The sequence below is a fragment of the Pseudalkalibacillus sp. R45 genome, from assembly GCF_052246725.1.
Lineage (GTDB): Bacteria > Bacillota > Bacilli > Bacillales > Fictibacillaceae > Pseudalkalibacillus.
Genome location: NZ_JBQQCL010000002.1, coordinates 301,784 through 327,705, shown reverse-complemented (window position 1 = coordinate 327,705; position 25,922 = coordinate 301,784). Strand labels below are relative to the sequence as shown.

Annotated in this window: 23 protein-coding genes, 1 tRNA gene, 1 pseudogene and 1 riboswitch; of the genes and pseudogenes, 16 read left to right on the top strand and 9 right to left on the bottom strand. The window is 43.3% G+C overall.

Going from position 1 to position 25,922, the window contains the following annotated elements:
* Positions 1-97: 97 nt before the first annotated feature.
* Positions 98-523, top strand: coding sequence for a Na(+)/H(+) antiporter subunit B (locus ACTWQL_RS07480; RefSeq protein WP_443141825.1), 426 nt, complete (start codon positions 98-100; stop codon positions 521-523).
* Positions 524-549: 26 nt separating this feature from the next.
* Entirely contained in the window at positions 550-1,008 is a 459-nt protein-coding gene (locus tag ACTWQL_RS07475) for a CcdC family protein (RefSeq protein WP_443141824.1), read from the top strand.
* Positions 1,009-1,039: 31 nt separating this feature from the next.
* Here ACTWQL_RS07475 and ACTWQL_RS07470 read toward each other — a convergent pair whose 3' ends face one another.
* Positions 1,040-1,468 (bottom strand): DUF2621 domain-containing protein, encoded by a 429-nt coding sequence (locus ACTWQL_RS07470; protein ID WP_443141823.1) that lies wholly within the window; start codon positions 1,466-1,468, stop codon positions 1,040-1,042.
* 190 nt (positions 1,469-1,658) lie between these two features.
* On the opposite strand from ACTWQL_RS07470, the gene fni reads away from it, so the two are divergent.
* Positions 1,659-2,687: a type 2 isopentenyl-diphosphate Delta-isomerase gene (fni, locus tag ACTWQL_RS07465; protein WP_443141822.1), complete on the top strand. Its 1,029-nt coding sequence runs from the start codon at positions 1,659-1,661 to the stop codon at positions 2,685-2,687.
* Positions 2,688-2,762: 75 nt separating this feature from the next.
* Here the strand turns inward: fni and ACTWQL_RS07460 are convergent, their stop codons facing one another.
* Positions 2,763-4,406, bottom strand: a complete 1,644-nt coding sequence (locus tag ACTWQL_RS07460; protein ID WP_443141821.1) for a sodium:solute symporter family protein — start codon at positions 4,404-4,406, stop codon at positions 2,763-2,765.
* A gap of 115 nt (positions 4,407-4,521) precedes the next feature.
* The gene (gene cudC / locus ACTWQL_RS07455; protein ID WP_443141820.1) at positions 4,522-5,076 is read right to left on the bottom strand and encodes a choline uptake/conversion transcriptional regulator CudC; all 555 of its coding nucleotides are present in this window, start codon (positions 5,074-5,076) and stop codon (positions 4,522-4,524) included.
* A 310-nt stretch (positions 5,077-5,386) separates the two neighbouring features.
* Between cudC and betB the strand changes: the two genes are divergently transcribed.
* Together betB and ACTWQL_RS07445 are read left to right on the top strand one after the other, a co-directional pair.
* A complete protein-coding gene (gene betB / locus ACTWQL_RS07450; RefSeq protein WP_443141819.1) occupies positions 5,387-6,862 on the top strand; it encodes a betaine-aldehyde dehydrogenase in 1,476 nt (491 codons plus the stop codon).
* Between the two features lie 183 nt (positions 6,863-7,045).
* A complete protein-coding gene (locus ACTWQL_RS07445) occupies positions 7,046-8,254 on the top strand; it encodes an iron-containing alcohol dehydrogenase (protein ID WP_443141818.1) in 1,209 nt (402 codons plus the stop codon).
* A 54-nt stretch (positions 8,255-8,308) separates the two neighbouring features.
* Here ACTWQL_RS07445 and ACTWQL_RS07440 read toward each other — a convergent pair.
* A tRNA-Sec gene (locus ACTWQL_RS07440) sits at positions 8,309-8,405 on the bottom strand.
* A gap of 1,070 nt (positions 8,406-9,475) precedes the next feature.
* Here ACTWQL_RS07440 and ACTWQL_RS07435 point away from each other — a divergent pair.
* From ACTWQL_RS07435 to phnC, 6 genes are all read left to right on the top strand, one after another.
* Positions 9,476-10,048 (top strand): recombinase family protein, encoded by a 573-nt coding sequence (locus tag ACTWQL_RS07435; RefSeq protein ID WP_443141817.1) that lies wholly within the window; start codon positions 9,476-9,478, stop codon positions 10,046-10,048.
* 117 nt (positions 10,049-10,165) lie between these two features.
* A complete protein-coding gene (gene selB / locus ACTWQL_RS07430; RefSeq protein ID WP_443141816.1) occupies positions 10,166-12,100 on the top strand; it encodes a selenocysteine-specific translation elongation factor in 1,935 nt (644 codons plus the stop codon).
* Positions 12,072-13,109, top strand: coding sequence for a glycosyltransferase family 4 protein (locus tag ACTWQL_RS07425; protein ID WP_443141815.1), 1,038 nt, complete (start codon positions 12,072-12,074; stop codon positions 13,107-13,109). Before selB ends, ACTWQL_RS07425 begins: the two co-directional genes overlap by 29 nt.
* Positions 13,106-13,990: a phosphate/phosphite/phosphonate ABC transporter substrate-binding protein gene (gene phnD / locus ACTWQL_RS07420; protein ID WP_443141814.1), complete on the top strand. Its 885-nt coding sequence runs from the start codon at positions 13,106-13,108 to the stop codon at positions 13,988-13,990. The genes ACTWQL_RS07425 and phnD overlap by 4 nt, the downstream gene beginning before the upstream one ends.
* A gap of 5 nt (positions 13,991-13,995) precedes the next feature.
* Positions 13,996-14,754, top strand: a complete 759-nt coding sequence (gene phnE / locus ACTWQL_RS07415) for a phosphonate ABC transporter, permease protein PhnE (RefSeq protein ID WP_443141813.1) — start codon at positions 13,996-13,998, stop codon at positions 14,752-14,754.
* Positions 14,754-15,506: a phosphonate ABC transporter ATP-binding protein gene (gene phnC / locus ACTWQL_RS07410; RefSeq protein ID WP_443141812.1), complete on the top strand. Its 753-nt coding sequence runs from the start codon at positions 14,754-14,756 to the stop codon at positions 15,504-15,506. Before phnE ends, phnC begins: the two co-directional genes overlap by 1 nt.
* 123 nt (positions 15,507-15,629) lie before the next feature.
* Here phnC and metC read toward each other — a convergent pair whose 3' ends face one another.
* The 3 genes from metC to selD all read right to left on the bottom strand — a co-directional run bounded on the left by metC (position 15,630) and on the right by selD (position 19,436).
* Entirely contained in the window at positions 15,630-16,814 is a 1,185-nt protein-coding gene (metC, locus tag ACTWQL_RS07405) for a cystathionine beta-lyase (RefSeq protein WP_443141811.1), read from the bottom strand.
* Complete coding sequence (locus ACTWQL_RS07400) at positions 16,811-17,923, bottom strand: methionine biosynthesis PLP-dependent protein (protein ID WP_443141810.1); 1,113 nt, start codon at positions 17,921-17,923, stop codon at positions 16,811-16,813. The genes metC and ACTWQL_RS07400 overlap by 4 nt, the downstream gene beginning before the upstream one ends.
* 84 nt (positions 17,924-18,007) lie before the next feature.
* A riboswitch (SAM riboswitch) is annotated at positions 18,008-18,123 on the bottom strand.
* A gap of 260 nt (positions 18,124-18,383) precedes the next feature.
* A complete protein-coding gene (gene selD, locus ACTWQL_RS07395; protein WP_443141809.1) occupies positions 18,384-19,436 on the bottom strand; it encodes a selenide, water dikinase SelD in 1,053 nt (350 codons plus the stop codon).
* 169 nt (positions 19,437-19,605) lie between these two features.
* Here selD and ACTWQL_RS07390 point away from each other — a divergent pair.
* Both ACTWQL_RS07390 and selA read left to right on the top strand, forming a co-directional pair.
* Positions 19,606-19,797, top strand: a pseudogene (locus ACTWQL_RS07390) (Rdx family protein); the annotation flags it as partial.
* Between the two features lie 82 nt (positions 19,798-19,879).
* The gene (selA, locus tag ACTWQL_RS07385; RefSeq protein WP_443141808.1) at positions 19,880-21,277 is read left to right on the top strand and encodes an L-seryl-tRNA(Sec) selenium transferase; all 1,398 of its coding nucleotides are present in this window, start codon (positions 19,880-19,882) and stop codon (positions 21,275-21,277) included.
* Between the two features lie 94 nt (positions 21,278-21,371).
* On the opposite strand, the gene ACTWQL_RS07380 is transcribed toward selA, so the two are convergent.
* Positions 21,372-21,512, bottom strand: coding sequence for a small acid-soluble spore protein P (locus tag ACTWQL_RS07380; RefSeq protein ID WP_443141807.1), 141 nt, complete (start codon positions 21,510-21,512; stop codon positions 21,372-21,374).
* 198 nt (positions 21,513-21,710) lie between these two features.
* Between ACTWQL_RS07380 and ACTWQL_RS07375 the strand changes: the two genes are divergently transcribed.
* Positions 21,711-21,968, top strand: a complete 258-nt coding sequence (locus ACTWQL_RS07375) for a hypothetical protein (protein ID WP_443141806.1) — start codon at positions 21,711-21,713, stop codon at positions 21,966-21,968.
* Between the two features lie 64 nt (positions 21,969-22,032).
* Here the strand turns inward: ACTWQL_RS07375 and sspO are convergent, their stop codons facing one another.
* Positions 22,033-22,182: a small acid-soluble spore protein O gene (gene sspO / locus ACTWQL_RS07370; RefSeq protein WP_443141805.1), complete on the bottom strand. Its 150-nt coding sequence runs from the start codon at positions 22,180-22,182 to the stop codon at positions 22,033-22,035.
* A 233-nt stretch (positions 22,183-22,415) separates the two neighbouring features.
* Between sspO and acnA the strand changes: the two genes are divergently transcribed.
* Both acnA and ACTWQL_RS07360 read left to right on the top strand, forming a co-directional pair.
* Positions 22,416-25,127 carry an aconitate hydratase AcnA gene (gene acnA / locus ACTWQL_RS07365; protein WP_443141804.1) on the top strand — a complete coding sequence of 904 codons (2,712 nt, stop codon included), beginning with the start codon at positions 22,416-22,418 and terminating at the stop codon, positions 25,125-25,127.
* 74 nt (positions 25,128-25,201) lie between these two features.
* Positions 25,202-25,897, top strand: a complete 696-nt coding sequence (locus ACTWQL_RS07360) for a thermonuclease family protein (protein ID WP_443141853.1) — start codon at positions 25,202-25,204, stop codon at positions 25,895-25,897.
* Positions 25,898-25,922: the final 25 nt, after the last annotated feature.

The window sequence follows — 25,922 nt, the reverse complement described above, 5'->3', positions numbered from 1 at the left end:
CTTTGCTAAGTTTTCTTTATATCGTTAAAGGGAATACTAAAGTTTCAAATGCTCAATCGATAATCCATACATATATAGAAGGGATAGAAATGGAAAAATGCGATCAAATGATATTATTCTTAAGACAACGTCGACAATCATCGTCTTCGTCATATTAGCATTTTCAGTCAATTTGTTCTTAGCAGGACATAATGCGCCAGGTGGTGGATTCATCGGAGGATTGATGGCGGCAGGGGCATTCATCCTATTGTATATTTCATTCGGTTTAAAGACGATGGAAAAAGTCCTTAGAGTAAATTTCCGTTACTTCATTGCTGCTGGCTTACTGATTGCATTCGCAACAGGAATAGGGTCTTTTATATTCGGACAGCCGTTTTTAAGTCACACGTTTGGTCATTTCCACCTCCCGTTATTAGGTGAGAGGGAACTTGCAACTGCAGTTCTGTTTGATTTAGGTGTATATCTTACGGTCATTGGTGTGACGATGACAATCATCCTTACGATTGCAGAGGATCGTGGATAGGCTTTTGGGGAAGGGAAGTACGTAGTGTGTGGGTAATCATAAGTAGTATTCTTGCTTTATTTATGGCGTGTGTCGCCTTGTACATAAGAATGAAAGCGGCACGGAAGCCGGCAACCATCAGGAAAATAATATTACCACCCTTGTTCATGTCTACAGGCTTTTTGATGTTCCTTTATCCTCCCACACGTGTACCATGGGGAGAAGCACTGGAAGCATTTGTTGTCGGAATAATATTTTCTTTTCTGTTGATCCGGACTTCCTCATTTGAGCGCAGATCCGATGCGATTTATTTGAAAAGATCGAAAGTTTTCGTATATATTCTGCTCGGATTATTGTTATTTCGAATCGTCCTGAAGCTATATCTTGGCCAATATATTTCAATAGAAGAGACAAGCGGATTATTCTTCATACTAGCATTCGGTATGCTGGCGCCCTGGCGTATCGCAATGTACCTCAAATTCAAAAAACTACAAGCAATTCATTGAAAAAGGCTGATCCAGCGGATCAGCCTTTTAGTTAGCCTAATAATTGTTTATATGGTGCCATGTCGATGTTTTTCTGGTCTAATTTCTTAACCAGGAATTTGTGATCCCGCTTCGGTGTTGCAATGATGTAACCACGTATGATCAGATCTTGATCGATCGTTTTTACATTTTCCTGAAGAGCCAACTCACCTATTTTACCGGCGATTTTATCTCTGGCAATGTCTCGGAAAAGCTCAGGAACAGGCTCGACGAGTTCATTGAGTAACTGTTTCTGTTCGGGTGACCACATGTGCTTTGTTTCTTTTATATAATGATCCTGCCAATCTAAGATGGACATACCGTCTTCTTTCGGAAGCCTTTTAAGAAATTTGCGGAACATGAAATATCCACCGATTGCAAACATCGCGATCAAAAAGAGCGTCCAGAAGACGATGAACCATGCAAACCAACCTTCTAACATTTTGCCACCCCTGTGTATCGTGCTATTCTTTCATCATTATACAGGCACTTAAAATATGAAATCAAGCATCATCAAAATTATGAGAAAGAATAAATAGACCATAAAAACATTATGTAATCTAAATAAGTTTCAATAAAACAGTGAAAGATAAATATATAGAATAGAAGGGAGGAGACCCATGGAGGATAACATGAAGGATCAAACAACGAGAAGAAAAGATGAACATATCGATATTGCCTTAACTAAACCTGTTCAAAATGAAAATACGAATGGATTTGATCAATATCGCTTTCGGCACAATCCACTCCCTGAGCTCGATTTTGAAGCTGTTGACTTATCAACATCGTTTTTAAATAAGAAATTGAATGCTCCTTTTTTAGTAAGTTCGATGACGGGTGGTACCGATAAAGCTAAGAGGATCAACGAAAAATTAGCGGAAATAGCAGAAGAAAAAGGATGGGCAATCGGAGTCGGATCGATGAGGGCTGCTATTGAGAATGAAGGTGTACTAGAATCTTTCCAAATCCGTAAGTTTGCCCCGACTGCAGCCATACTTGCCAATCTTGGTGCAGTCCAACTGAATTATGGATTCGGTGTTGAAGAATGCAGGCGAGCAGTCGATTTAATTGAAGCGGATGGTCTCGTCTTACATCTGAACTCGTTACAGGAGGTCTTTCAACCGGAAGGAGATACGAATTTCACCGGCTTGCTTAAAAAAATGGAATCTGTGATTAATGCAATGGAAGTTCCTGTAGGCATTAAGGAAGTCGGGATGGGAATTGATGGACATACGGCTAAACGCCTTGTGGAAACAGGTGTCGCTTTCATTGATGTGGCTGGTGCCGGAGGAACTTCTTGGATCCAAGTCGAAAAATATCGTAACCAGGATCCTAAACGTTATCAAGCTGCTGACGCGTTTCGTGATTGGGGAAATCCGACTGCGACTTGTCTAGAAGATATTAAAAAATGTGGACTGAATGCAAAGGTTATTTCGAGCGGCGGTATGCAGAATGGAGTAGAAGCCGCGAAAGCAATCGCAATAGGAGCTGATCTGGTCGGCTTCGGTCGTGCATTATTGCCATTATCTGTAGGAGATGATCGTGAGAAGATGATAGAACAATTCGAACGGATTGAATTCGAGTTGAAAGCAGCTATGTTTGGAATTGGACAGGCCACAATCGAACAGTTAAGGTATACCCAATGGTTAGAGAAAAAATAAGTTCATATTCCCTCCCATCAAAATGTATACAAAAAGGGATAGCCTTCATAAAGGCCATCCCTTTTAAACTCCCCATTATGAGGCTGCATACGGCTTTTCTCTTTCCTCAGGCATCTTCAATGGCATCGGCTCACACAGTTTTCTCGTTAACTTTGAAACTACGAAAATCGTAATGAGACCAGATACCATCGCTAATGTTCTGAACGGGAAGAGGACAACGCCGTCTTCTATCATCGGATACGGAATCCATGTAGGCAGGTGCAAGACTGGTTCGCCTCCACCTATCCGAAGGATTAGTGAAACGATAAATCCAGCGATGGCGCCATATTTGTTCGCTCCTTTGAAGAAGAGAGCCATCGTAAGCTGTGGGAACAATATGACATAGACTAAATCTGCGCATAAATACCATAATGCATAGACACTCTTGACATTCAATGCAATGATCGTTGCAGCGATACCGACCATGATGATCGAGCGCTTAATGATCTTCTTCAGGTCTTCACCAGTCGCTTTCGGCTTGATCAAAGGTCGATACACATTCCACGCAGCCATACTTGAGGCTGAGAGGATTGATGAGTCCATTGAGGACATGACGGCTGCAGCAATCGCACCAAGTCCGATCGCCCCAATCACTTCAGGTGTCAAGAAGTTCAAGACATATGGTAAAACCATCGCGGCATTTTCCGGTTCACTAGCACCGAAACTTGTCCAATCAGCGTTAAGTCCGATCATACCAATGAATACTGCCGGTATTGCAGCAATGATACAAATGAACCCTGCTGAAATCGAAAGCCACATCGCCGTTTTCTCTGTTTTAGCTGATAGTACGCGTTGAAAGTACACTTGCCATGGAATTCCTCCGAACACAAGCAGCAACGCATAGTCCCACCAGTTCCAATACCAATTGCCCCAGGCGGGATCTGTCCACCCGTTCAATGGAGGGAAGAGACTGAAATAACCCGCCATTTCTTCTTTATAATTGGCAACTGTATCAGTGAAACCGCCGACATTCCCAAAAGCAAATGGGACGACGACGAAGAGTCCGATCATGATGAATAACATCTGGATTACGTCCGTTAAAGCGACAGACCACATACCGCCGACAACAGTGTAAGCAATCGCGATTGCAGCTGACAGTATGATGGACGTTTTGAAATCAAGGCCCAAAATCGTACCGAAAGTCGTGCCAAGAGCTGTAAGTATCGCTCCACTCCAGAAAATTTCTCCAAGTAAAGCTGGAATATATAAGAGCCCTGCTGTTTTCTTACCGAATCTCATTTCGATCGGATCGAGCATCGTCATAAATTGATAACGTCTCATTTTACGGGCATAAAAAATACCGCCGATGATCAGACTCAACGCATACCCCCATGGTGCCTGGACCCAAACGAGCCCATCAGAATAGGTGTATTCAGCGGTACCAGCTATATAACCGCCGCCGACCCACGTCGCGGCCATTGTGAACATTGCGATCCATAGCGGCATCGAACGTTTTGCAATCATCATGTCTGAAATGGTATCCGATTTCTTTTTCGCAAGGACAGCACCGATATAATAGACGATGCCATAAAAGACCAGCATGGAAATAAAGCCGCCCCAATTGATGCCATCGTTCGTTGCGATGATATAAATGAAAGCTGCTACGACAATTCCGAGAAAAATCCACATGTTACGTTTCGAGTTTGTTTGTTCTGTTGTTTGCTGTGGCAAAACGTGCATCTCCTCCTGTTGTATAATCTTGTAAGTTTTATTTTAAAAGTATGTTCGAGTCCCTCTACTCAGGGAGATTCAAACAAACTGTCAGCTTCACCTCCTTCTTTAGGATAAATCCATTCTATTCCTCATCCAACTCGGGGATAGGGACCAAATCGAATATTTCCCCTGAGCGGAAGTTTGTTACGAGATCAGATAACCAGAAGTAATATTTTTTCGACTCTCTTAAAAGTGATAGACTATATTCCGCTTCCTCTCGCACTTCTTCATCTAAATCAGGTTGAGATAAAAGCGTATTGAGTTCTTTCCGGGTTTCTTCAATCGCGTCGAGGTTTATTTTCACCTCACGCTCCCACATCTTGCAAAAATATTGGATGAACAGCTTGAAGAAATCTTTTTCAGATACGTATTGATCTCTGCGGGAACCTTTCACCCACGTTTTTTTGATCATATCAATTTCCTGTAACGATTTGACCGCCGTACTCATACTAGGCTTACTCATTCCTAATTCATCTTTCATTTCATCCAATGACATTGATTTATTGCGGAAATACATCGTTCCATAGAGTTTCCCGACAGATGGAGTCACCCCATAAAGGTCCATTGTTTCTGCAATGGAACGGACAACGTTATTCCGAGCGCTTTCCAATACGTCCAACTGCTTTTCCTTGTCCACTAGATCACCCTTTTAATGAAAAGATTGATAAAGTCTGTAAAAAACGTTCAATATAAATTTTACATTCATTATGATACAGGTCTCAGAGATAAAGTCAAATCACAGAACATCATTTTCCTGGGAACATTGCCAATCGAACTTTTTTGTGAAAAGATTTTGCGAAAAACCTACTTATATATATAATATCAACTTCAAAAAAATCAGGATTTTTTTAAGCTTTTGCATTTGCAAGGAAAAATAATCTTTGTTAGCATTAAAATTGTTCAAAACGTTAAATAAAAATTTAACAAAATAAACGAGGAGGGATTCCATGAAACACCTACAGATGTTCATAAACGGAAAGTGGATTGATTCCGAATCTGCAGAAATAAGAGAAATCATTAATCCTTTCAATCAGGAAGTCGTTGCGTTGGTTACTGAAGGTGAGCGTCGTGACGCGGTCAAAGCAATTGAAGCTGCGCGTTTTGCATTTGATGAAGGAGAGTGGGTAACTACTCCGGCCAATGAACGCGGATATAAACTGTTTCAGATTGCTGAGAAAATCCAAGAGCAAAAAGATGAACTTGCTCGATTAGAAAGTCTTGATACAGGTAAGACGTTGACGGAAAGTCTTGCAGATATGGACGACATTACAGAAGTCTTCCGATATTTCGCAGGCTTAGCAGATAAAGACGGCGGAGAGATCATTGAATCTCCAATTCCGGATTCTTCTAGTAAAATGGTTCGCGAACCTGTCGGTGTATGTTCGCAAATTTCACCTTGGAACTATCCTTTGTTACAAGCTTCATGGAAAATCGCACCTGCATTAGCAGCAGGAAACACGATTGTTATAAAGCCGAGTGAAATTACACCACTCACTACGATCAAGATCACTGAAATCATGGAAGAAGTCGGTTTTCCAAACGGGGTCGTCAATCTTGTTCTAGGTGCTGGAGCGACAGTTGGACAAGAAATGGCTGAAAACCATGATGTCGATCTCGTCTCGTTCACTGGTGGAATTGAAACAGGGCGTAAGATCATGAATGCGGCGTCTGGCAATATGAAAAAACTCGCATTTGAACTTGGCGGGAAGAATCCGAACATTGTCTTTGCTGATGCAGATTTTGATACTGCAGTGGATCAGGCGCTTAATGCAGTCTATTTTCATGCTGGCCAAGTATGCTCCGCAGGATCTAGATTGCTGGTCGAAGATTCTATTCATGACAAATTTGTCGATGCGCTCGTGGAACGCGCAGCAAAAATCAAACTGGGCAACGGGTTTGATGAAGCGACTGAATCCGGACCACTGATTTCTGCAGAACACCGTGCAAAAGTTGAAAAGTATGTTGAAATCGGAAAAGAAGAGGGCGCGAAGCTGGTTGTCGGAGGACAACGCCCGGAGGATCCTGAATTGCAAGAGGGATTCTTCTACTTGCCTACTATCTTTACTGAATGTGAAAACGATATGAGAATTGTTCAGGAAGAAATTTTCGGTCCAGTACTGACTGTAGAGCGTTTCAAAACAGAAGAAGAAGTGGTAAAGCGCGCAAACAGTACGACTTACGGTCTTGCAGGGGCAGTCTTTACGACGGATTCGAAAAAGGCTGAACGTGTTGCAAGCAAGCTTCGTCTCGGTACAGTTTGGATCAACGATTTCCACCCATATTTCGCACAGGCACCATGGGGTGGCTACAAACAATCCGGTATCGGACGAGAACTCGGTAAACAAGGATTAGAAGAATATACAGAAGTGAAACACATCTTCGAAAACCATAAACCAGAACCAATCAACTGGTTCAAAGGATAAAAGCAGTAGTGAACAGATTAATCTGAGAAGTGAACAGATTATCTTAGGAAGTGAACAGAATATCTCGAGAAGTGAACAGATTATCCTAAGAATTAAACAGAATACCCGAGAAATGAAAAAATTCTTTCAAGGATAACTGAACAAGATAGCTTCTGAGATAAAAAATAGAGGAGGAATTTAATCATGGCATTAAATATGAACATTGAACACATGAATAACTTTCATACATTCGAAATTCCAACAGTCATCAAGCACGGAATCGGTGCAATCAAGCATGCTGGGGAAGAAGTGAAGAACCTAGGCGTTTCAAAGGTATTGCTAGTCACAGACCCTGGTATCTACTCTGCTGGTGTGACGAAGCCTGTTACAGATTCTCTAGAAGCTGCTGGTATCGAAATCGTCGTATTCAATAAAGTAGAACCGAACCCTCCAGTACGAATCGTCAACGAAGGTTCGAAAGTCTTCACAGAAGAAGGCTGTGAAGGATTGGTTGCAGTTGGTGGAGGAAGCTCTATGGATACAGCGAAGGCAATTGGAGTAGAAGTCGTACACGGTGAATCTGTCCTTGAATATGAAGCAGCGGAAGGGAAGAAGCCTTTAACTAAACGAATCCCGCCACTGACTACGATTCCGACAACTGCTGGAACTGGTTCAGAAGTAACGCAATGGGCAGTCATCACTGATGAAGACCGCGAATTCAAGTTCAATACTGGCGGACCATTGATTGCAGCACACATGACAATCATCGATCCAGAATTGCATGTATCCATGCCACCGCATGTAACAGCAATGACTGGAGTTGATGCACTATCTCACGCAATCGAGTGTTACACAATGCATTATGCACAACCGATTACAGATGCAGTCGCACTTCTCGCAATCGAGTATGTAGCAACCTACATCCGTCGTGCATATGCAAACCCTGAAGACGTTGAAGCACGTTACGGTATGGCACAAGCGGCAATGCTTGCTGGACTTTCTTACGGTAGCGAATCTGCAGGTGCAGCGCACGCAATGGCACAAACACTTGGTGGAATCGTACCGGTAGCACACGGCCAATGTGTAGCGACAATGCTTGGACCAGTTATGGAATACAACTGGAAAGGGAACCCAGCCAAGTTCTCTCGTATTGCAAAAGCAATGGGCGTGAATACACACGGCATGACCGAAAACGAAGCAGCGAAAGCAGCCGTCAACGAAAGTTACAAGCTTGTAGAAGAAATGGATATTCCAACATTGAAAGAGCAAGGTGTACCAGAGGACATGATCCCGCGCCTTGCAAAGGAAGCAATGAAAGACCCACAAACAGTCGGTAACCCACGTAAGTTGAACGAAGAAAGCTACAAATGGATCTACAACCGCTGCTATGACCTAACTCCAAAAACAGTTTAATAGAAATGAAAAAGACTTGCGTCTAATATGGCGCAAGTCTTTCTATATGTATTTTGGCGGGACTGTGTGGGAATCGAACCCACCGGAGACGGCACGCGCCTCCCTCAGGGTTTTGAAGACCCAGGCACTCACCAGGTGTACAACCAGCCCCATCTTTCTCACAGGAATTAATTATATAGAGACTTCGACAAAATATCAAATCCTATGGTTTTTCTTATAATCAGTAACAAAAAACATTGCGGACTATAGTCACCATTTGTCGAAATGACGATTTTTTTAAATTTCATTGATCGAAGTCATTTACCTCCTAAGCAACAGTTGGTAGGGGAGGGGAAGATACATTGAAACGTAAATTGTTCTTCCTATAGGATCTGTATTTCATAGATTCAAAACGCTTAAACAGAAGATGTTTGACCAGAAGATCAGTTCTGTTGTTAGCTAAACTTTTTCAAGTCAAAAAATGATTTCAAGCGAAATTCGCGACACTCCTGCGGGGAAAGCGAGCCAGGCGAGACGCCGCAGCGAATTAAGATCTTCGAGTATATAATGACCTTCGACTAAATACCACCACGTCCTGTGGTGAACGTCGAAGTCAGTACATCCTGTACAAGTATGTCCTGCGCCTGCAGTTACTCGGCGCAAATCCGCTTTTCGTTTGCCCGCGGAAAGGGAGTGAATTTCGTAGAAATCAATCAATGGATTTTTAAATCATTAATGAAAAATTTACTCAACTTTGTTAATATGGAGGCCGATATAAATTATGCCGCTTTATGTCGAAAAGCGAACAGAATTTGTGTAATAATTCTGAAATATAGTTATCCCCAATCCGGTGAGTTATCCACGAAAGTACAGATCGTCTCAAAAACACCAATAAATGTAACGATTTCCCATGTAACGAAAACGTTACAAAATTATCCCCAGTTGTCCAGAGTTTTCCACTGTTTATCCTCCGTATCAAAATCTGAATATTTTGATACGACAAATCCTTTTGTCACAATTGAAATATAGTTATCCCCAGTTATCCCCAGTTATCCACTCCTCCCCTAAATGTATCATTAACTTATTTTTATGATACATTTATAGGCACAAAGAACCATCATTATTATGGGTGTATCAAAAATATATCTCATTAATATTTTAAAATGATACACAATTATGAAACATCACTGTTTTGTTATATCATAGAAGTAACATAATCGATGATTTGAAAGGAGCAGAGATATGGCGAAGCTTGGGTACGCAAGAGTAGCAGCACGGAATGATGCGCTTGAGGAACAGGTGGAGGTGCTCGAGGAATTTGGATGTGATAAGGTATTCACCGACGATCGTTCAAATAGTAACATCGAACGTTCTGGTTTGAAGGCAATGCTCGATTATGCAAGGGAAGGCGATATCGTGGTTGTCATGAAGTTGGATCGACTCGCCAGGAGTATCCAGGATCTCCAATCCATAACGGACGAATTGAAAGAACGTGGAATCGATTTGATTTCGCTTACACAAAACATCGATACTTCTTCAGAAAATGGAGAGTCTGTTTTCAACTGGATTGATATATTTGCTGATTTCGAACGGGAGGTCCATAGTGAACGGATTCGATCAGGGATTGATAACGCACGTGAAAAAGGGGTGAAGCTTGGGAGATCTGAAATGAATATTGATCTTAAAGAAAAGGCGTATGATATGTATTGTTCCGGTGATTATACGATGCGCGATATTGTAAAGGAAACAGGACTGAGCCGAGCGACCATCTACAGATATATTGAAAAAAAGAAAGCAGCTGAAAAGATGGTCTAGTTTATTTCTTTACATAGTGTATTCCCGAGTAACTCAATCAGAACAAGAGGAAATTCTTGCTTCTCTACCCTTGAGTCGATAAAGTAGAATAAGAATCTAAAGCAGTAGGTGAATTGCATGGCCGATACATATTTTACAATTGGTATGGCGGGACATATCGATCACGGTAAAACGTCGTTGACAAAAGCATTGACGAATATCGATACCGATCGTTTAAAGGAAGAAAAAGAACGGAATATTTCCATTGAGCTGGGCTATGCGCCTTTTGATTTAGGGGAAGGCTTTCAGGTGTCCATCATCGATGTTCCTGGCCACGAACGGTTTATCCGGCAGATGATTGCTGGTGTTGCCGGGATTGACTTTGTCATTCTCGTCGTAGCAGCAGATGAAGGAGTCATGCCGCAGACAAGAGAGCATGCGGAAATTTTAAGTTACCTTGGGATTGAACATGCCGTCATCGCTGTCACGAAAACCAGCAAAGTAGACCCTGAAATGCTTAGCCTTGTAGAAGACGACATCCGCAGTGAATTTACAGCAGGAACTTTCGCAAAAGCTCCCATGTTTTTTGTAGACAGTTTGGCGAAAGAAGGACTTGAAGAACTTAAGAAGGGGATTATTGAACAATTACCCAAAGTGAAGCAAAGGGATTCTTCCTCAAACTTCCGGATGCCGATCGATCAGGCTTTCACTTTAAAAGGAAAAGGAGCAATCGTACGTGGAACGGTTTTTGAAGGGACCGTACATGAAGGAGATGAGGTAATCCTTTTACCTCGGAATGAAAAGGTCAGGGTCCGCCAGCTCCAGGTCCACAAACAAACAGTCCAACATGCAATGGCGGGTCAGCGTGCCGCGATCAACATCGGAGGGGTTTCTTCAAAAGAGATTGCGCGTGGCGATCAGTTGACGACAAATCGTTCCTTAAGTCCTTCGAAGACGATCGATCTCGTTCTCGATGTTCATCGTCAACTTGATTATGACCTCAAGCAACGGTCCAGAGTGAAGCTTCATACCGGAACGTCTGAAGTGATGGGGACAATTGTCTTTTTTGACCGGAATGAATTGCGTGAGAGCGATAACATGAACATTCTTTGTCAGGTTCGATTAGATGAAGAATTATCGGTATTGAGAGGGGACCGGTTCATTCTCCGTAGACCATCTCCTGTAGAAACGATCGGAGGTGGATGGGTTCTTGATCCTTTCGGTGAAAAGTATAAATTCGGATCAGTAACGATCGATATGCTTCAAAAGAAAATGGAAGGCACAAGCGAGGAGCGGATTACTCGTGCGCTTGAGACAATGAAAGCTGCAACGATCCCCGCTTTAAGTAAGGAGATTGGGGAGCCTGAAAAAGATACAGAACGAACGGTTGAAGAAATGAAAAAACAGGACATCGTTGTCAATATCGATACCGATCTGGTTGCGTTATCCGATGAGGTAGATTCAGCTAGAAACCGGCTGGAAGGCTTGCTAGCAGACTATCACGTTAAGTTCCCTATGAGGATCGGGCCTGGGAAAGCCGAGGTCGTACAGGAATTAAAGATTCTTTACCCTGGAGTACTTGTCGAATTTGCGCTATCTGAATCAATGAAAATGGAATCAATTGTAAAAATCGGCCATTACTTAAAACAGGGTCGACATACGCCTTCTTTTCCAAAACAGTGGGAAAAACGGCTGCAAAATGTTATACAGCAATTGAAAGAGGCGGGATTCAAACACGAAGGATTAGAGGAAATGTTCAACCAACAGAGCATTCCTCAAAACTATTTCGAAGAATTGGAGCGTTATCTGATTGAGACAGGACAAGCTATGACGCTCGAAGACGGAACTTTCGTCCACCGAGAAGTGTTTGATAGAGCGCTGATTGCATTGCGTGATGGAACGAGTTCAGAGTCTTTTACTGTACAGGATGCGAAGGCGATCCTTAAACTGTCACGCAAATACTGCATCCTTTTCCTTGAAAAAGTAGATGCTTTAGGTATGACACTCCGTGTTGATGATCAAAGGAAGTGGGTGAATCATAAGCTTGAGAAATACCTCACAGACAACCAATGAAACGAAGATAGGATTTTTGAGTCCTTATCTCCATAGTCAGCGCGGTAATTCAATTACGGCTCGAAGGATTGTGCAAGGGCTCCGTGAGCTGGGATTTCCTGTCGAGGTTTTCGCATATGAAGAGGAGAATTGGGCTCAGGCGGCTCAGGAGAAAATGGAGTCTTGTGACCTCTTTCATATTTTACATTTCGACAGGTTCTCGAAGTGGATGCAGCAAGAAAGGGTAAGCTTAGAAAAACCTTATATTGTCACTTCCGGCGGGACTGATGTAAATGAAAAGATGGATCATCCAATTTCAAAAGACTTATTATTGAACGCTTCCTTTATAACCGTTTTTACAGTGGAAGCTGCAGAGAAGGTCATCGCAACCTACCCTGAACTCAGAGACAGGGTTGAGGTGGTGCCTCAGAGTATCTGGATTCCAGAGAAAAAGGAATCATTGGATATCCATTTACCTAATGGTCGCCCTAGAATTCTTTTGCCATCTGGCATTCGGAAGGTAAAGGATGTTTTCTATGTTATGGACGAAGTTGAATCATTGACCCTCAACTACCCTGATCTGGAATTTGTCATTGCAGGTGAACCTCTTGAAAAAGAAGAAACAGATCTTGTCAGGCACTATGAAAACAAGCATCCATGGTTTAGATATATAGGAAGTGTTCCGTTCGCATCAATGTCAGCTTTATATGAATGGGCAGATGTGGTCATCAATACGTCGAAATCTGAAGGACAGCCGATTGCACTGATGGAAGCCCTATATCATGGGAAACCGGTCATCGCAAGGAAAAATTCGGGGAATGAAAGCTTGATCGATCACGGGAACAATGGCTTTATTTTTGAAAATCCGACGCAGTTCAAGGGGCAATTTTTACAGCTGATCAAGGATGAAAACCTCTATGAACAACTGTCAAAAAAGGGCAGGGATCGGATGCTGAATGAATTTTCCCTTGAGAAAGAAATGCAGCAATATCAAGTACTTTATCAATCCATAAGAGGTGAACAACTATGAAAAAATCATTTGCAATGGTTATAGTCTTTCTTTTAGCCGTTCTTGCAGCATGTGGCGGTAGCGATGAAGGATCGGATCAAAAGGGTGAAGAACTGACCATCGGCGTCATCCCTTCCCAAACAGAAGGTGAAATGCAAGGCGCGATGGATAAGCTCCAGGAAAAACTATCTAAGGAACTGGACCGAGAAGTCAAAATCGATACATACCCTGACTACAACGGGGTAGTCGAAGCAATGAACTACGAAAAGATTGATATGGCGTTTTTCGGACCATTGACGTATGTCATCGCCCATGAAAAGAGTGGAGCTGAGGCCATCATTACACAACTCGTTGATGGTGAACCGTTTTATCATTCTTACATCATCACCCATAACGACAATCCCTATGAGTCTCTGGAAGACCTGTTGAAAGAAAGTAAAGAGGTCGATTTCGCGTTTGGTGACCCGAACTCGACTTCAGGCTCGTTGATTCCTAGCATCGAATTGAAAGATCGTAACGTTTATACCGATAAAGACAACCACGAATTCAAAACAGTACGATTCACTGGCTCACATGACGCAACATCCTTAGCAGTGCAGAACAAACAAGTGACTGCTGGAGCGGTTGACAGTGCGATCTACAATCAACTCGTTGAAGCTGGGACAGTCGATGGTGATCAATTGAAAGTCATTTGGGAATCTGACAAGCTGTTCCAATACCCATGGGCTGTCAACAAAGGAATGGATGAAGAAACAAAAAAGAAGCTGCAAGAGGTTTTCGTTGGAATAGAAGATGAAGAAATCTTGGATGCATTCGGAGCTTCTGGTTTCACCGAGGCAAGCAACGAAGATTATGAAAGTATCCGTAAAGCAGCAATTAAGCAAGGAGTTATAGAGGAGTAGATTTCATGGCTTGGTTCAAGAGGCGCCACTTATATATTGTGATAGGACTCATCGTAGTCATCCAGCTGAGTATGCGCGCAACAGAATTTGATCTGGCAAAATTCAAGGATTTTTGGAATATGATTGACTTTTTGTCTGGTTGGTTCCCGATGAATATGGAAATTTTACCGAGGATGATCATGGAGAGTCTTGATACATTGGCCATGGCATTCCTGGGAAGTTTCCTTGGACTCGTTTTTGCATTGCCACTAGCATTCGCGGCGGCTCGGAACACGAGCCGTTCGCCTTTTTTATATGGCTTTTTCCGTATCAGTCTAAGTTTCTTGAGATCGGTACCTGAAATCGTCTTTGGTCTGGTCTTTTTGACAGCATTGGGATTAGGGCCATTTCCAGCCGTCCTTGCAATCATCCTTCATAATATCGGTGTGCTCGGAAAACTGATTTCGGAACTGATCGAAGCAGCGGAAGTCGGGCCGCAAGAAGCGATGAAATCTGTTGGTGCCACAGGTTGGATTGCGAATGTCTTCTCGATTCTCCCGCAAATCTGGCCGAATGTATTATCGCATTATTTCTACAGGTTCGAAGTAGCGATCCGGACGTCTCTCATTTTGGGCTTCATCGGTGGGGGAGGTATCGGGCAGCAGTTGTTCAATCATTTTAAAGTATTCGCGTATTCGTCTGTTGCGATCGATGTGCTTCTGATCATGATCATGGTGGTTATTGTGGACTTCGCAGGCAGCAAAATCAGGGAAAAGGTGATTTGATGGATAAGGAGCCGATTATCAAACTTGAACATGTAACTGTCCGATATCGAGGTTCGAATAAGGATGCATTGGCTGATTTCAATCTGGAGTTGAATCCTGGGGAATTCGTTTGTGTATTAGGGAAAAGCGGGGCAGGAAAGTCGACGATGATCCGATGTTTGAATGGCTTGCACATGCCAACAGGAGGAAGAGTCTACTTTCTAGGAGAAGAGATCACCAAGTTTAACGAACCAGCCCTAAGGAAAGTACGCACAAACATGGGGATGATTTTTCAGCATTTCAACCTCATTCCTCGTCTATCTGTTATGCAAAATGTGCTCACGGGTACATTCGGAAAACGAAACGATTGGAAAAATTTGATCGGTTATTTTTCAAAAGTGGAAAAGGAAGAAGCACTCAGGGCAATAAGCAGTGTGGAATTGACAGATCATCAGTATAAAAGAGTCGAACATTTAAGTGGAGGGCAAAAGCAGCGTGTAGCCATAGCTCGCGCATTGCTTCAGAAGCCGAAAGTGTTTCTTGGAGATGAACCTGTCGCAAGTCTCGATCCAGGGACAGCGAATCGTATCTTTAATCTCATCCAGCGAATCCATAAGAAACATGAGCTCGTTACACTCATCAATGTCCATGATGTGACACTAGCCAAACGGTATGCGACAAGAGTACTCGCCTTAAAGGACGGAAAGCTGATCTATGATGGCTCACCAGATGGCGTATCCGAAGAGTGGCTCAGCCGGATTTATGATGAATAAGGGAAACAAGTCCCGATTAAATAATTTCCACTCATATTAAACGCCAGTGGTTTCGCATACGAAATCACTGGCGTTTCTATGTTATTAAGAAGGTATTGTGAAATGAAATGTTGATTTTCTAATTCAAAAGCCTGGTGTTGCTGCGATGTTGACCTGGTGTTCCAGTGCTGTCTCAATATCCTGGATGAGGTCATCTGGATGTTCAAGACCGACGGATAATCGTAACAACGAATTCGTGATTCCTCTCCGTCTCCGTTCCACTTCTGGCATTGCAGCATGTGACATTTTTGCGGGATAGGAGAGGATTGATTCCACAGCCCCGAGACTAACGGCAAATACAGGCAGTTGCACCTTTTTGACGAATGACCGTAAAACTTGTTCATTTTCAAGCTCAAAAGAAAGGACAGCTCCAGCGCCAGTTGCCTGGTGATTTTGCAAGTGATACCCATTGTGATCTGAAAGTCCAGGATAATAGACGTGCTTTACTAATTGATGTCCTTGGAGATGACGTGCGATTTTTTCAGCAGATTCCATCGATTTTTCAAGTCTTACATGAAGTGTTTTCAGTCCGCGGAGGACGAGCCATGAATCTTGAGCTCCAAGGACTGCGCCGAATGAGTTTTGCAAGAATGCCAATTTATCTCCAATCGCCTCATCTTTAACGACGGCAAGACCGGCTACGACATCACTATGGCCTGACAGGAATTTAGTCGCACTATGCAATACAACATCGGCTCCAAGTGCCAAAGGCTTTTGTATGGCTGGTGTCAAAAACGTATTATCAACGAAAGTAAGAGCGCCTGCTTGTTTTGCCAGCTTTGCGATGGATTCGATGTCTGTAACCTTCAGCAGCGGATTCGAAGGTGTCTCTACATAAATAACTTTCGTATTTGGACGAATCTGCTTTTCAACCTCTGAAAGGTCGGTCATGTCCACAAATGTATGGTCAATTCCGTATCTTGACAGGACCTCTGTTACCATACGATAGGTGCCGCCATATACATCTTCCGAGATGAGAACGTGGTCACCTTGCGACAAAAGGAGGAAAGCGGTTGAGATCGCAGACATTCCAGATGCGAAAGCGAAACCTCTTGAGCCTTCTTCCAACGAGGCGATCGTTTCTTCCAATGCCTCCCTTGTCGGATTCAATGAACGACTGTAATCGTATTTTCCGAACTCGTCGATATCGAACTGGTGGTAGGTAGAAGAAGGGTGGATCGGAACACTGACCGAGCCTGTTGCCGGATCGATTTTATGGTCATTGTGAAGGAGCTTCGTTTCAAATGATAGTTTATTTTGGTGACTCATGTTAAAACCTCCGTACATGCTTTTGTTAGTGATTGCTCTAAGTCTTTAATGAGATCATCGGCATCTTCTATTCCGACAGAAAACCGGAGCAGCCTGTTACAGACACCGTTTTTCGTGCGGATTTCTTCCGGTACATCTGCATGTGTCTGGGTAGCAGGGTAGGTGATGAAGCTTTCGACACCGCCCAGGCTCTCCGCAAAGGATATCAGTGACAGTGATTGTAAAAGCGGATCGACACAGGATTCGTCGATGATCCGGAAAGAAAGCATTCCGCCTCGACCGGGGTAAAGCACATCGGGGACAGCTTCGTGTGTCGACAAGTAGTCTGCGATACGCTGCGCGTTTACCTGATGTCTTTCCATGCGTAAAGATAATGTTTTCATCCCTCTCATCAACAACCAGGAATCGAATGGACTCAACACAGCACCTGCCGCATTATGGTGGTCTGCCAGCGCATCGCACAGTTCTTTTCCTTTTGCGACGATCAAGCCAGCAAGGACATCATTATGACCCCCCAAATATTTGGTGGCACTATGGATGACGATATCCGCCCCATGCTCAATCGGCTGTTGCAATAGAGGTGTGTAGAAGGTGTTGTCGACAATGAGCAATAATCCATGTTCTTTTGCAATTGCAGCAACGGTTGGTATATCTGTCTCTTCCATAAGCGGATTGGTCGGCGTCTCGATGAAAATCGCTTTCGTTTTGTCTGTGATCGCATGGTCAATCGCTGCGGGGTCTACCGTATCGACATACTTGCAGTTAAGCCCCCATTTACGGAAACCTTTTTCAAAGAGCCGGTAAGTTCCGCCATATAAATCTTTACAAACAATGAATTCATCCCCTGACTGGAACAACGAGAGCAATGTCAGGATTGCAGACATCCCGGAGCTGCAGGCGAACCCCTGATCACCGCCTTCTAGGTCGGCGATGGTCTCTTCAAGAATCTTTCGTGTTGGATTTCCTGTCCGGATATAATCATAATCGGATGATTGACCGATTCCATCATGCCGGTATGCAGTTGAGAAATATACAGGTGGATTGACTGTTCCTGTGAGGCTCTCACTGCGGTTTCCGATCTGGGCTAGTTTCGTTTCGAATGTGTACATTAATAATCCTCCTTAGTTGTAAAACGCCTGAAAAAAAAGAAAAAAGCCTTCTTAAGAAGAAGACTTTTGTATGTAGTGTCATTCTTCTTATCTTTACAAGTTCATAGAACCTGCTGGAATTAGCACCTTTTCAACGTGAAAACGTGTTGATGGTTGCTGAGGTGTCATCGGGCCATTCCCTCTACCTCTCTGGATAAGAAATTCGATTATTCAATTTTGAAACTAAACTTACATCAAATCAGAGTGAAGTTCAAGTCTTTTTTTAAAATTTTATCAGAATATTTAAATGTATATATCCGATTGAAAAACTAAGGAATATGGTCAGTATCATTGGAGGAGTAGGGATATGAATGCTCAGTGGCGGGCAGGAAGAGTGTTATCGGTGCAAATGTGGAATTTATCGGGCATATCGGTGCAAACGAAAAAGGATGACTCAACTAAGCCATCCTTTTCTTCAATCTTATTTGCTCGCATATAAATATCGTTTTTGCTTTTCAGTCACTTCTCCAATGATGGAGGTCGCTTCTACACCTTTTTCTTTCATTCGTTCCACGTACAGTTTTGCTTCCGCTTCAGGCATACTGATCAACAAGCCACCTGACGTGACAGCATCACAAAGGATCCATTGGTGAAGTTCGTTCACCCCATCATACTCCACATCATCTGCAATCCAGCGATGATTCGCTTTCGTACCGCCTGGGACTACGCCAGCCTCTGCGAGTTCCATCGTACCTTCGAGGATAGGAACCTTGCCGTATTGGATGTGCATCGACACATTGCTTCCCCGAGCCATTTCTGAAGCATGTCCCAATAGTCCGAAACCAGTGACATCCGTTACTGCATTTGGGTGGAATTCAGCTAACTCTTCAGCGGCTGTTTTATTAAGGGTTGCCATTGTTGTCGTGACGCGTTCAAGCTGTTCATCCGTCAAGCGTTCACTCTTGATTGCCGTTGTCTGGATTCCGACCCCGATCGGCTTTGTCAAAACCAGAGCGTCACCGGCTTGTGCCCCAACATTTTTAAAGATTTTATCCGGGTGGGCGATTCCTGTGACGGAAAGTCCGAATTTTGGCTCATTATCATCGATTGAATGGCCACCAGCTATCACGGCACCAGACTCGTGGACTTTATCAGAAGCTCCTTTTAGAATCTCTGCCAGGATTTCTGGACCGAGTGATTTGATCGGGTATCCTAGGATATTCAACACTGTCGTTGGTTTTCCGCCCATGGCATACACATCACTCAAGGAATTGGCAGCCGCGATTTGTCCGAATTGATAAGGATCATCGACAATCGGAGTGAAAAAATCGACCGTCTGGATGATGGCAAGGTCATCTGTCAGTTTATAGACTCCCGCATCATCAGATGTATCTAAACCTACAAGGAGGTTAGGGTCTTTTTCTCTTTCAGGTAATTGACGCAAGACTTGCGCCAGGTCTTCAGGACCGATTTTGCATCCTCAGCCACCTTTAGATGAAAGGGTGGTCAATCGGATTTTCTCTTCTTTACTCATCATTAGCACCTCCTTTTATAAGTATAAACAACTTTTTTGCGAAATGAGAAATAATATACTAGAATTAACATATCAAAGTTTTGAAAACACTTTCAATGATGAAGAAAGGAGTTTTTCGATGAGTTATAAAGTGTCTGTGGAATTCTGCATGCAGTGAAACTACGCGCCGAAAGCCGCGAGTTTCGCGGAAGAATTGTTTAATCGATTCCGTTCAGACGTTACTTCACTGGATTTGATCCCGAGCTCTGGCGGGGCATTCGAAGTGACGGTCAATGATCAGAAGTTGTATTCCAAGCTTGATATCGGAGAATTTCCCGATAATGAAAAATTGTTTAATGAAATCGAAAAGATGAACGGATAACCGAGCACCTCCCGCGGGTCCTGCCCTGGAGGTGTTCTTTCGCCTCACAGGCAGGGATCGATTTCGTTAGGAGGACATTCGTATGAAGGAACAACTACGTTTACTTCCAGCTGTCCATGTCATTCAGACCGATGCCCGTTTTCAGGATATGATCGAAAACGGAGGACTTACGCAAAATGGTCTTACGGTCATGATCCAGGAACAGTTGGAAGCGTTACGCAAACAGATTTTAGCTGGAAATCGGCTGTCTTGTGAAACAAAGCAAGAAATGGTCGATATCATCTATGATCAGCTAAATGAGAGATTGAATTCTCCAGCAGTACATAAAATCCGGCCAGTGATCAATGCGACGGGTGTGGTGATCCATACGAACTTAGGACGGTCGCGTTTAAGTGAAAATGCAATTGAAAAGATGACAGAAGTAGCCCGTCATTACTCGAATCTGGAATATAACATTACTGAAGGTATTAGAGGTTCCAGGCATGATTTGGTAGAAGAATTGATTTGTGACATTACTGGATCCGAAGCGGCGATGGTCGTTAATAATAATGCGGCAGCAGTTTTCCTAGTACTCAGATCGCTTGCTGCTGGTAAAAATGTTATCGTTTCCAGAGGCGAACTCGTGGAAATCGGTGGTTCGTTCCGTGTGTCTTCGATCATGGAGGAAAGCGGGGCAGTCCTTAAAGAAGTAGGGACGACCAATAAAACGCATGTGCAAGACTACGAACATGCGATTGATGAAGAAACAGCGTTGCTTATGAAGGTCCACACGAGTAATTTTAAAGTGGTCGGATTTACAGCGTCTGTTCCCGCAGAAAAACTCGTTGAATTAGCGAAGCAGCACGAGGATGTTTTGACGTATGAGGACTTGGGCAGCGGTGCTTTATATGATTTCATGGCTGACAGGATTGGGGAGGAACCGGTTGTAAAAGAGGTGTTAGCGTCAGGAGTCGATCTTGTGACGTTCAGTGGCGATAAGCTCCTCGGTGGACCTCAATGCGGGGTTATTGCTGGTAAAAGCTCATTGATCCAAAAGCTGAAAAAGCATCAGCTCGCACGCGTCTTACGTGTCGATAAATTCACCCTGGCTTCGCTAGAAGCAACGTTGCAAGCCTATAAGTATGATCGTATCGCAGAGATTCCGACTGTACGGGATATTCTGCAGCCAGTTGCAGAAATACAGGGACAAGCAAAGCAGTTCATTGAAGGTGTCAGAACGATTGGAAGCTTAACGGTCAATCTTGAAGAGAGTGTTTCGATGATCGGTGGGGGAACGATGCCGGAGGTCAAACTCCCGACTTATGTCGTATCCGTAAAACATGAATCGCTGTCGAGTAAGGCATTATTTACGAAATTACGTGGTGCAGAAACGCCTGTCATCGGGAGGATTAAAGAAGAACAGTTCATTTTAGATTTCCGGACAGTGACGCACGATGAACAAGATCAGATGGTGAAAATATTCAACGAAATTTTCGTTTAAATTGCAAAAATAGGGGTAAAAAAACCGTAAGAAGACCATCTTGAAGGTCTATAATACGGTTTTTTGTTTATACCCCGGCAGCTTTATCTGTTCATTACATCCGTCCGCCGTGTTTTTGTCTTGTATGATTACGGTTTTTCACTTTTTTAGACCCATCCAACGGTTCTGGTTGTCCAGGATTTTCGCCCTTAGGTGCGTTTTTCCGTTGGTCTTTAGAAGTGTTCCTTTCAGTCATTGAAAGCCCTCCTTTACTGGCGATTGATTCTGGCGAGGTTCATATATAGTCCAGCCTTCCTCAGTGTTTTGGCGATGTCTTCGATTCATTTTTAGTATGGAAGAGGTGGGGTGATGATATTCATAATGGGTGATGGAATAAATCCTACTCCTGTGTCTCATATTAATGACAGACCGACTATGAAAAGGAGGAATTCTCATGCCGTATCATAAAGATAAACAACAAGCATTCCAAGCCGCGCAGCAAGGTTACGAACAGGCAATCCAATCGAATGGAACTGCACTTGAGAGTTCAGCAGATCCGGATTTTGCTACAAAACAACAGCAGTTCGAACAAGAGTTGTCTGAAGCCCTACAGCAAATTGATAATGCACTTGAAGTCGCCAGTGAACACCAATGCATGCAGCTTCGTCAGTACCAAGAAGACCTCTACAATTTACGGAAAGACTTATATTAAAGTGCTCTATGAACGCCTATAAGGAAGGGGCTTGCCAATTGGTTCAGCCCCTTTTTGCGGAGGATCATTGATTCTTTTTCCGCTTTTTATTATGCTGCCTTTCTGCTTCGGTTAAAGGCTCATTGGCATATTCATGATCGAATTGGGTTGTCTGCTGTACAGCTTGCTCATCGGAGATTTCCTTTTGATTATTCCCTCGTTTAGGTTTTGCCATCGGTATGTCACCTCCATGTGTGTTTAGTTTGTAACGATAACTAAAACTAATACATGAACAGTTCCATAAGAAATACTTATTAACTTTAATAACTATATTGGAATTTACTTATGAAAGGCCTTCCTTTAAACTAGTAATGAAGGAAGGATAAAACAATTAAAAACAAAAACAGTAATCTTTCGACAGTATACCCGTTTGTAGGGTATCATGGTTAGGAGAAGGAGGGTTTTCGCATGAGTACAAACGACGTTTATCATGCTAGAAAAACGTTTGAAGCAAATGGAAAAACGTATCACTATTATGACTTGAAAGCACTTGAAAACGCAGGGGTTGGCGACGTTTCCAGACTGCCATACTCGATCAAAGTGCTTCTTGAATCTGTCTTGCGTCAATACGACGGAAGAGTAATCGACAAAGAACATATTGAAAACCTGACAAAATGGGGAACGAAGGACGTCAAGGACATTGATGTTCCATTCAAACCTTCACGTGTCATCTTGCAAGACTTCACTGGTGTTCCAGCAGTTGTCGATCTTGCATCATTACGTAAAGCGATGGCTGATATGGGCGGGACTCCAGACAAAATCAATCCGGAAATTCCAGTTGACCTTGTCATCGACCACTCGGTACAAGTTGATAAGTACGGTTCAGATGATGCCCTTAAATTCAACATGAAGCGTGAATTCGAACGTAACCTTGAGCGTTACAAATTCTTGCGTTGGGCGCAAACATCATTCGATAACTATCGTGCCGTACCACCTGCTACAGGTATCGTCCACCAGGTGAACCTTGAATACTTAGCTTCAGTTGTAGCAACGAATGAAGAAGATGGTGAGCTAGTTGCTTTCCCTGATTCACTAGTCGGAACAGACTCACATACCACAATGATCAACGGTATCGGTGTACTCGGTTGGGGTGTCGGTGGTATCGAAGCGGAAGCAGGAATGCTCGGTCAACCATCATACTTCCCAGTGCCGGAAGTCATCGGGGTCAAGCTGACAGGCGAAATGCCGAACGGAACGACTGCAACTGACCTTGCACTTAAAGTGACTCAAGTGCTCCGTCAGAAGAACGTTGTCGGAAAGTTCGTCGAATTCTTCGGACCTGGTCTGCAAGATATGACTCTTGCTGACCGAGCGACGATTTCCAATATGGCGCCAGAATACGGTGCAACTTGCGGATTCTTCCCAGTTGATGAAGAAACATTGAACTATCTTCGATTGACTGGACGCTCACCTGAGCAGATCGAAGTCGTTGAAAAGTATACGAAAGCGAATGGCATGTTCTATACGCCAGGAACAAAAGATCCTGAATTCACAGATGTTGTTGAAGTGAATCTTTCTGAGCTTGAGCCGAACCTTTCTGGACCAAAACGTCCACAGGATCTGATTCCGCTTTCTGACATGAAAGAATCCTTTAACAAAGCACTTGTCTCTCCAGCAGGAAACAGCGGATTCGGTTTGGAAAAAGAAGAGATCAACAAATCAGTTGAAATCAAGCATCCAAACGGAAAAGTTTCCAATATGCGTACCGGTGATCTTGCAATCGCTGCAATCACAAGTTGTACGAACACATCCAACCCTAGTGTTATGCTCGGTGCCGGATTGATTGCGAAAAAAGCGGTTGAAAAAGGATTGGAAGTACCTGAGTACGTAAAAACAAGTCTCGCACCAGGATCAAAAGTTGTTACAGGATACCTTGAAGCAGCTGGACTTATGCCATACATGGATAAACTCGGGTTCAACCTTGTCGGTTACGGTTGTACGACTTGTATCGGTAACTCTGGTCCATTGGCTGAAGAAATTGAAGAAGGCATTGCTGAAGCTGACCTTGTCGTTTCTTCTGTCCTTTCAGGTAACCGTAACTTCGAAGGGCGTATCCACCCGCTTGTAAAAGCGAACTATCTTGCATCACCACCACTTGTAGTGGCGTATGCATTAGCAGGTACAGTGGACTTCGATCTTGAAAATGATTCATTCGGTAAAGATAAAGACGGAAACGACGTATACTTCAAAGATCTATGGCCGACAACCGAAGAAATCAAAGCTGTAATGAGTGACGCAGTCAAGCCGGAACTCTTCAAGAAGGAATACGAGCGTGTATTCGATGACAACAAAGAGTGGAATGAACTCGATACGACAGAAGAAGAACTATACAGCTGGGATGATGATTCGACTTACATCCAGAACCCACCGTTCTTCCAAGGTCTTTCTAAAGAGCCAGGAAAAGTCGAAGCTCTTAATGGATTACGTGTTGTTGGTAAGTTCGGAGATTCTGTCACAACTGACCACATCTCGCCTGCAGGTGCAATCGGAAAAGATACGCCTGCTGGTAAGTACTTGATGGATAACGGTGTCAAGCCATCTGAGTTCAACTCTTACGGTTCTCGTCGTGGTAACCATGAAGTAATGATGCGTGGTACGTTCGCGAACATCCGTATCCGCAACCAGATCGCTCCTGGTACTGAAGGTGGCTGGACAACTTACTGGCCAACTGAAGAAGTCATGTACATCTATGATGCATGCATGAAGTATCAACAAGATGGAACAGGACTTGCAGTACTTGCAGGTAAGGACTACGGAATGGGAAGCTCTCGTGACTGGGCTGCAAAAGGAACGAACCTCCTTGGCATCCAGACAGTAATCGTTGAAAGCTTTGAACGTATTCACCGCAGTAACCTTGTGTTGATGGGTGTTCTCCCACTTCAATTCAAAGAGGGAGAAAATACTGAAACATTAGGTCTTACTGGTAAAGAAGCGATTTCAGTGGAGATTGACGAAAACGTTAAACCTCGTCAAACGCTTACTGTCACTGCGACGGATGAAGAAGGAAACGAGAAGAAATTCGAAGTAATCGCACGTTTCGATAGTGAAGTTGAAATCGACTACTACCGTCACGGCGGAATCCTTCAAATGGTTCTTCGTAACAAATTACAAAACGCATAAGTCAGATAAAAGATAGCAGCTCCAACCGGGGCTGCTATTTACATACATAAGGAGAGAACGAAGCATTGAAGAATGTGAAATACATACTCATTTTGATTTTGTTTATTTTTCTATTGGTTGGGTGTTCAGAAGCAGCGCCTGATGGTACTTATGAAGTGACGAAAGTGGTTGATGGTGACACCTTTAAAGTAAATTTTGAAGGTAAGGAAGAGACGATCAGGCTGTTATTGGTCGATACGCCAGAAACAGTCCACCCAAGTAAGCCCGTCCAACCTTTTGGAAAAGAAGCAAGCAAGTTCATGAAAGAAAAGCTTGCAGGAAAACGTGTGGAGCTTGAACTGGACGTTTCGGAGCGTGATAAGTACGGCCGTATTTTAGCCTATGCTTATGATCTTGAAGGCAATATGTTGAATGAAATGCTTCTTGAAAAAGGCCTTGCCAGGGTGGCTTATATTTTTCCGCCTAACACGAAATATGTCGATCGATTCCAGAAAATCCAAAGAAACGCACAGAAAAAAGAAACCGGAATTTGGAGCCTTGAGAATTATGTGACAGAGGACGGTTTTAATCGGGAGACTTTAGAAGAGGGAAACGCATCACCGGATAAAGAAAAGGATTCTTCTTGTACCATCAAGGGGAACATCAATTCAAGTGGAGAAAAGATCTATCATATGCCTGACGGGCAATATTATCAGATCACGAAGCCGGAAGAAATGTTCTGCAGTGAAGAAGAAGCGCAAGAAGCTGGATTCAGACCGTCACAGCGATAATCTCTCTACGCACTCGAATCAATTT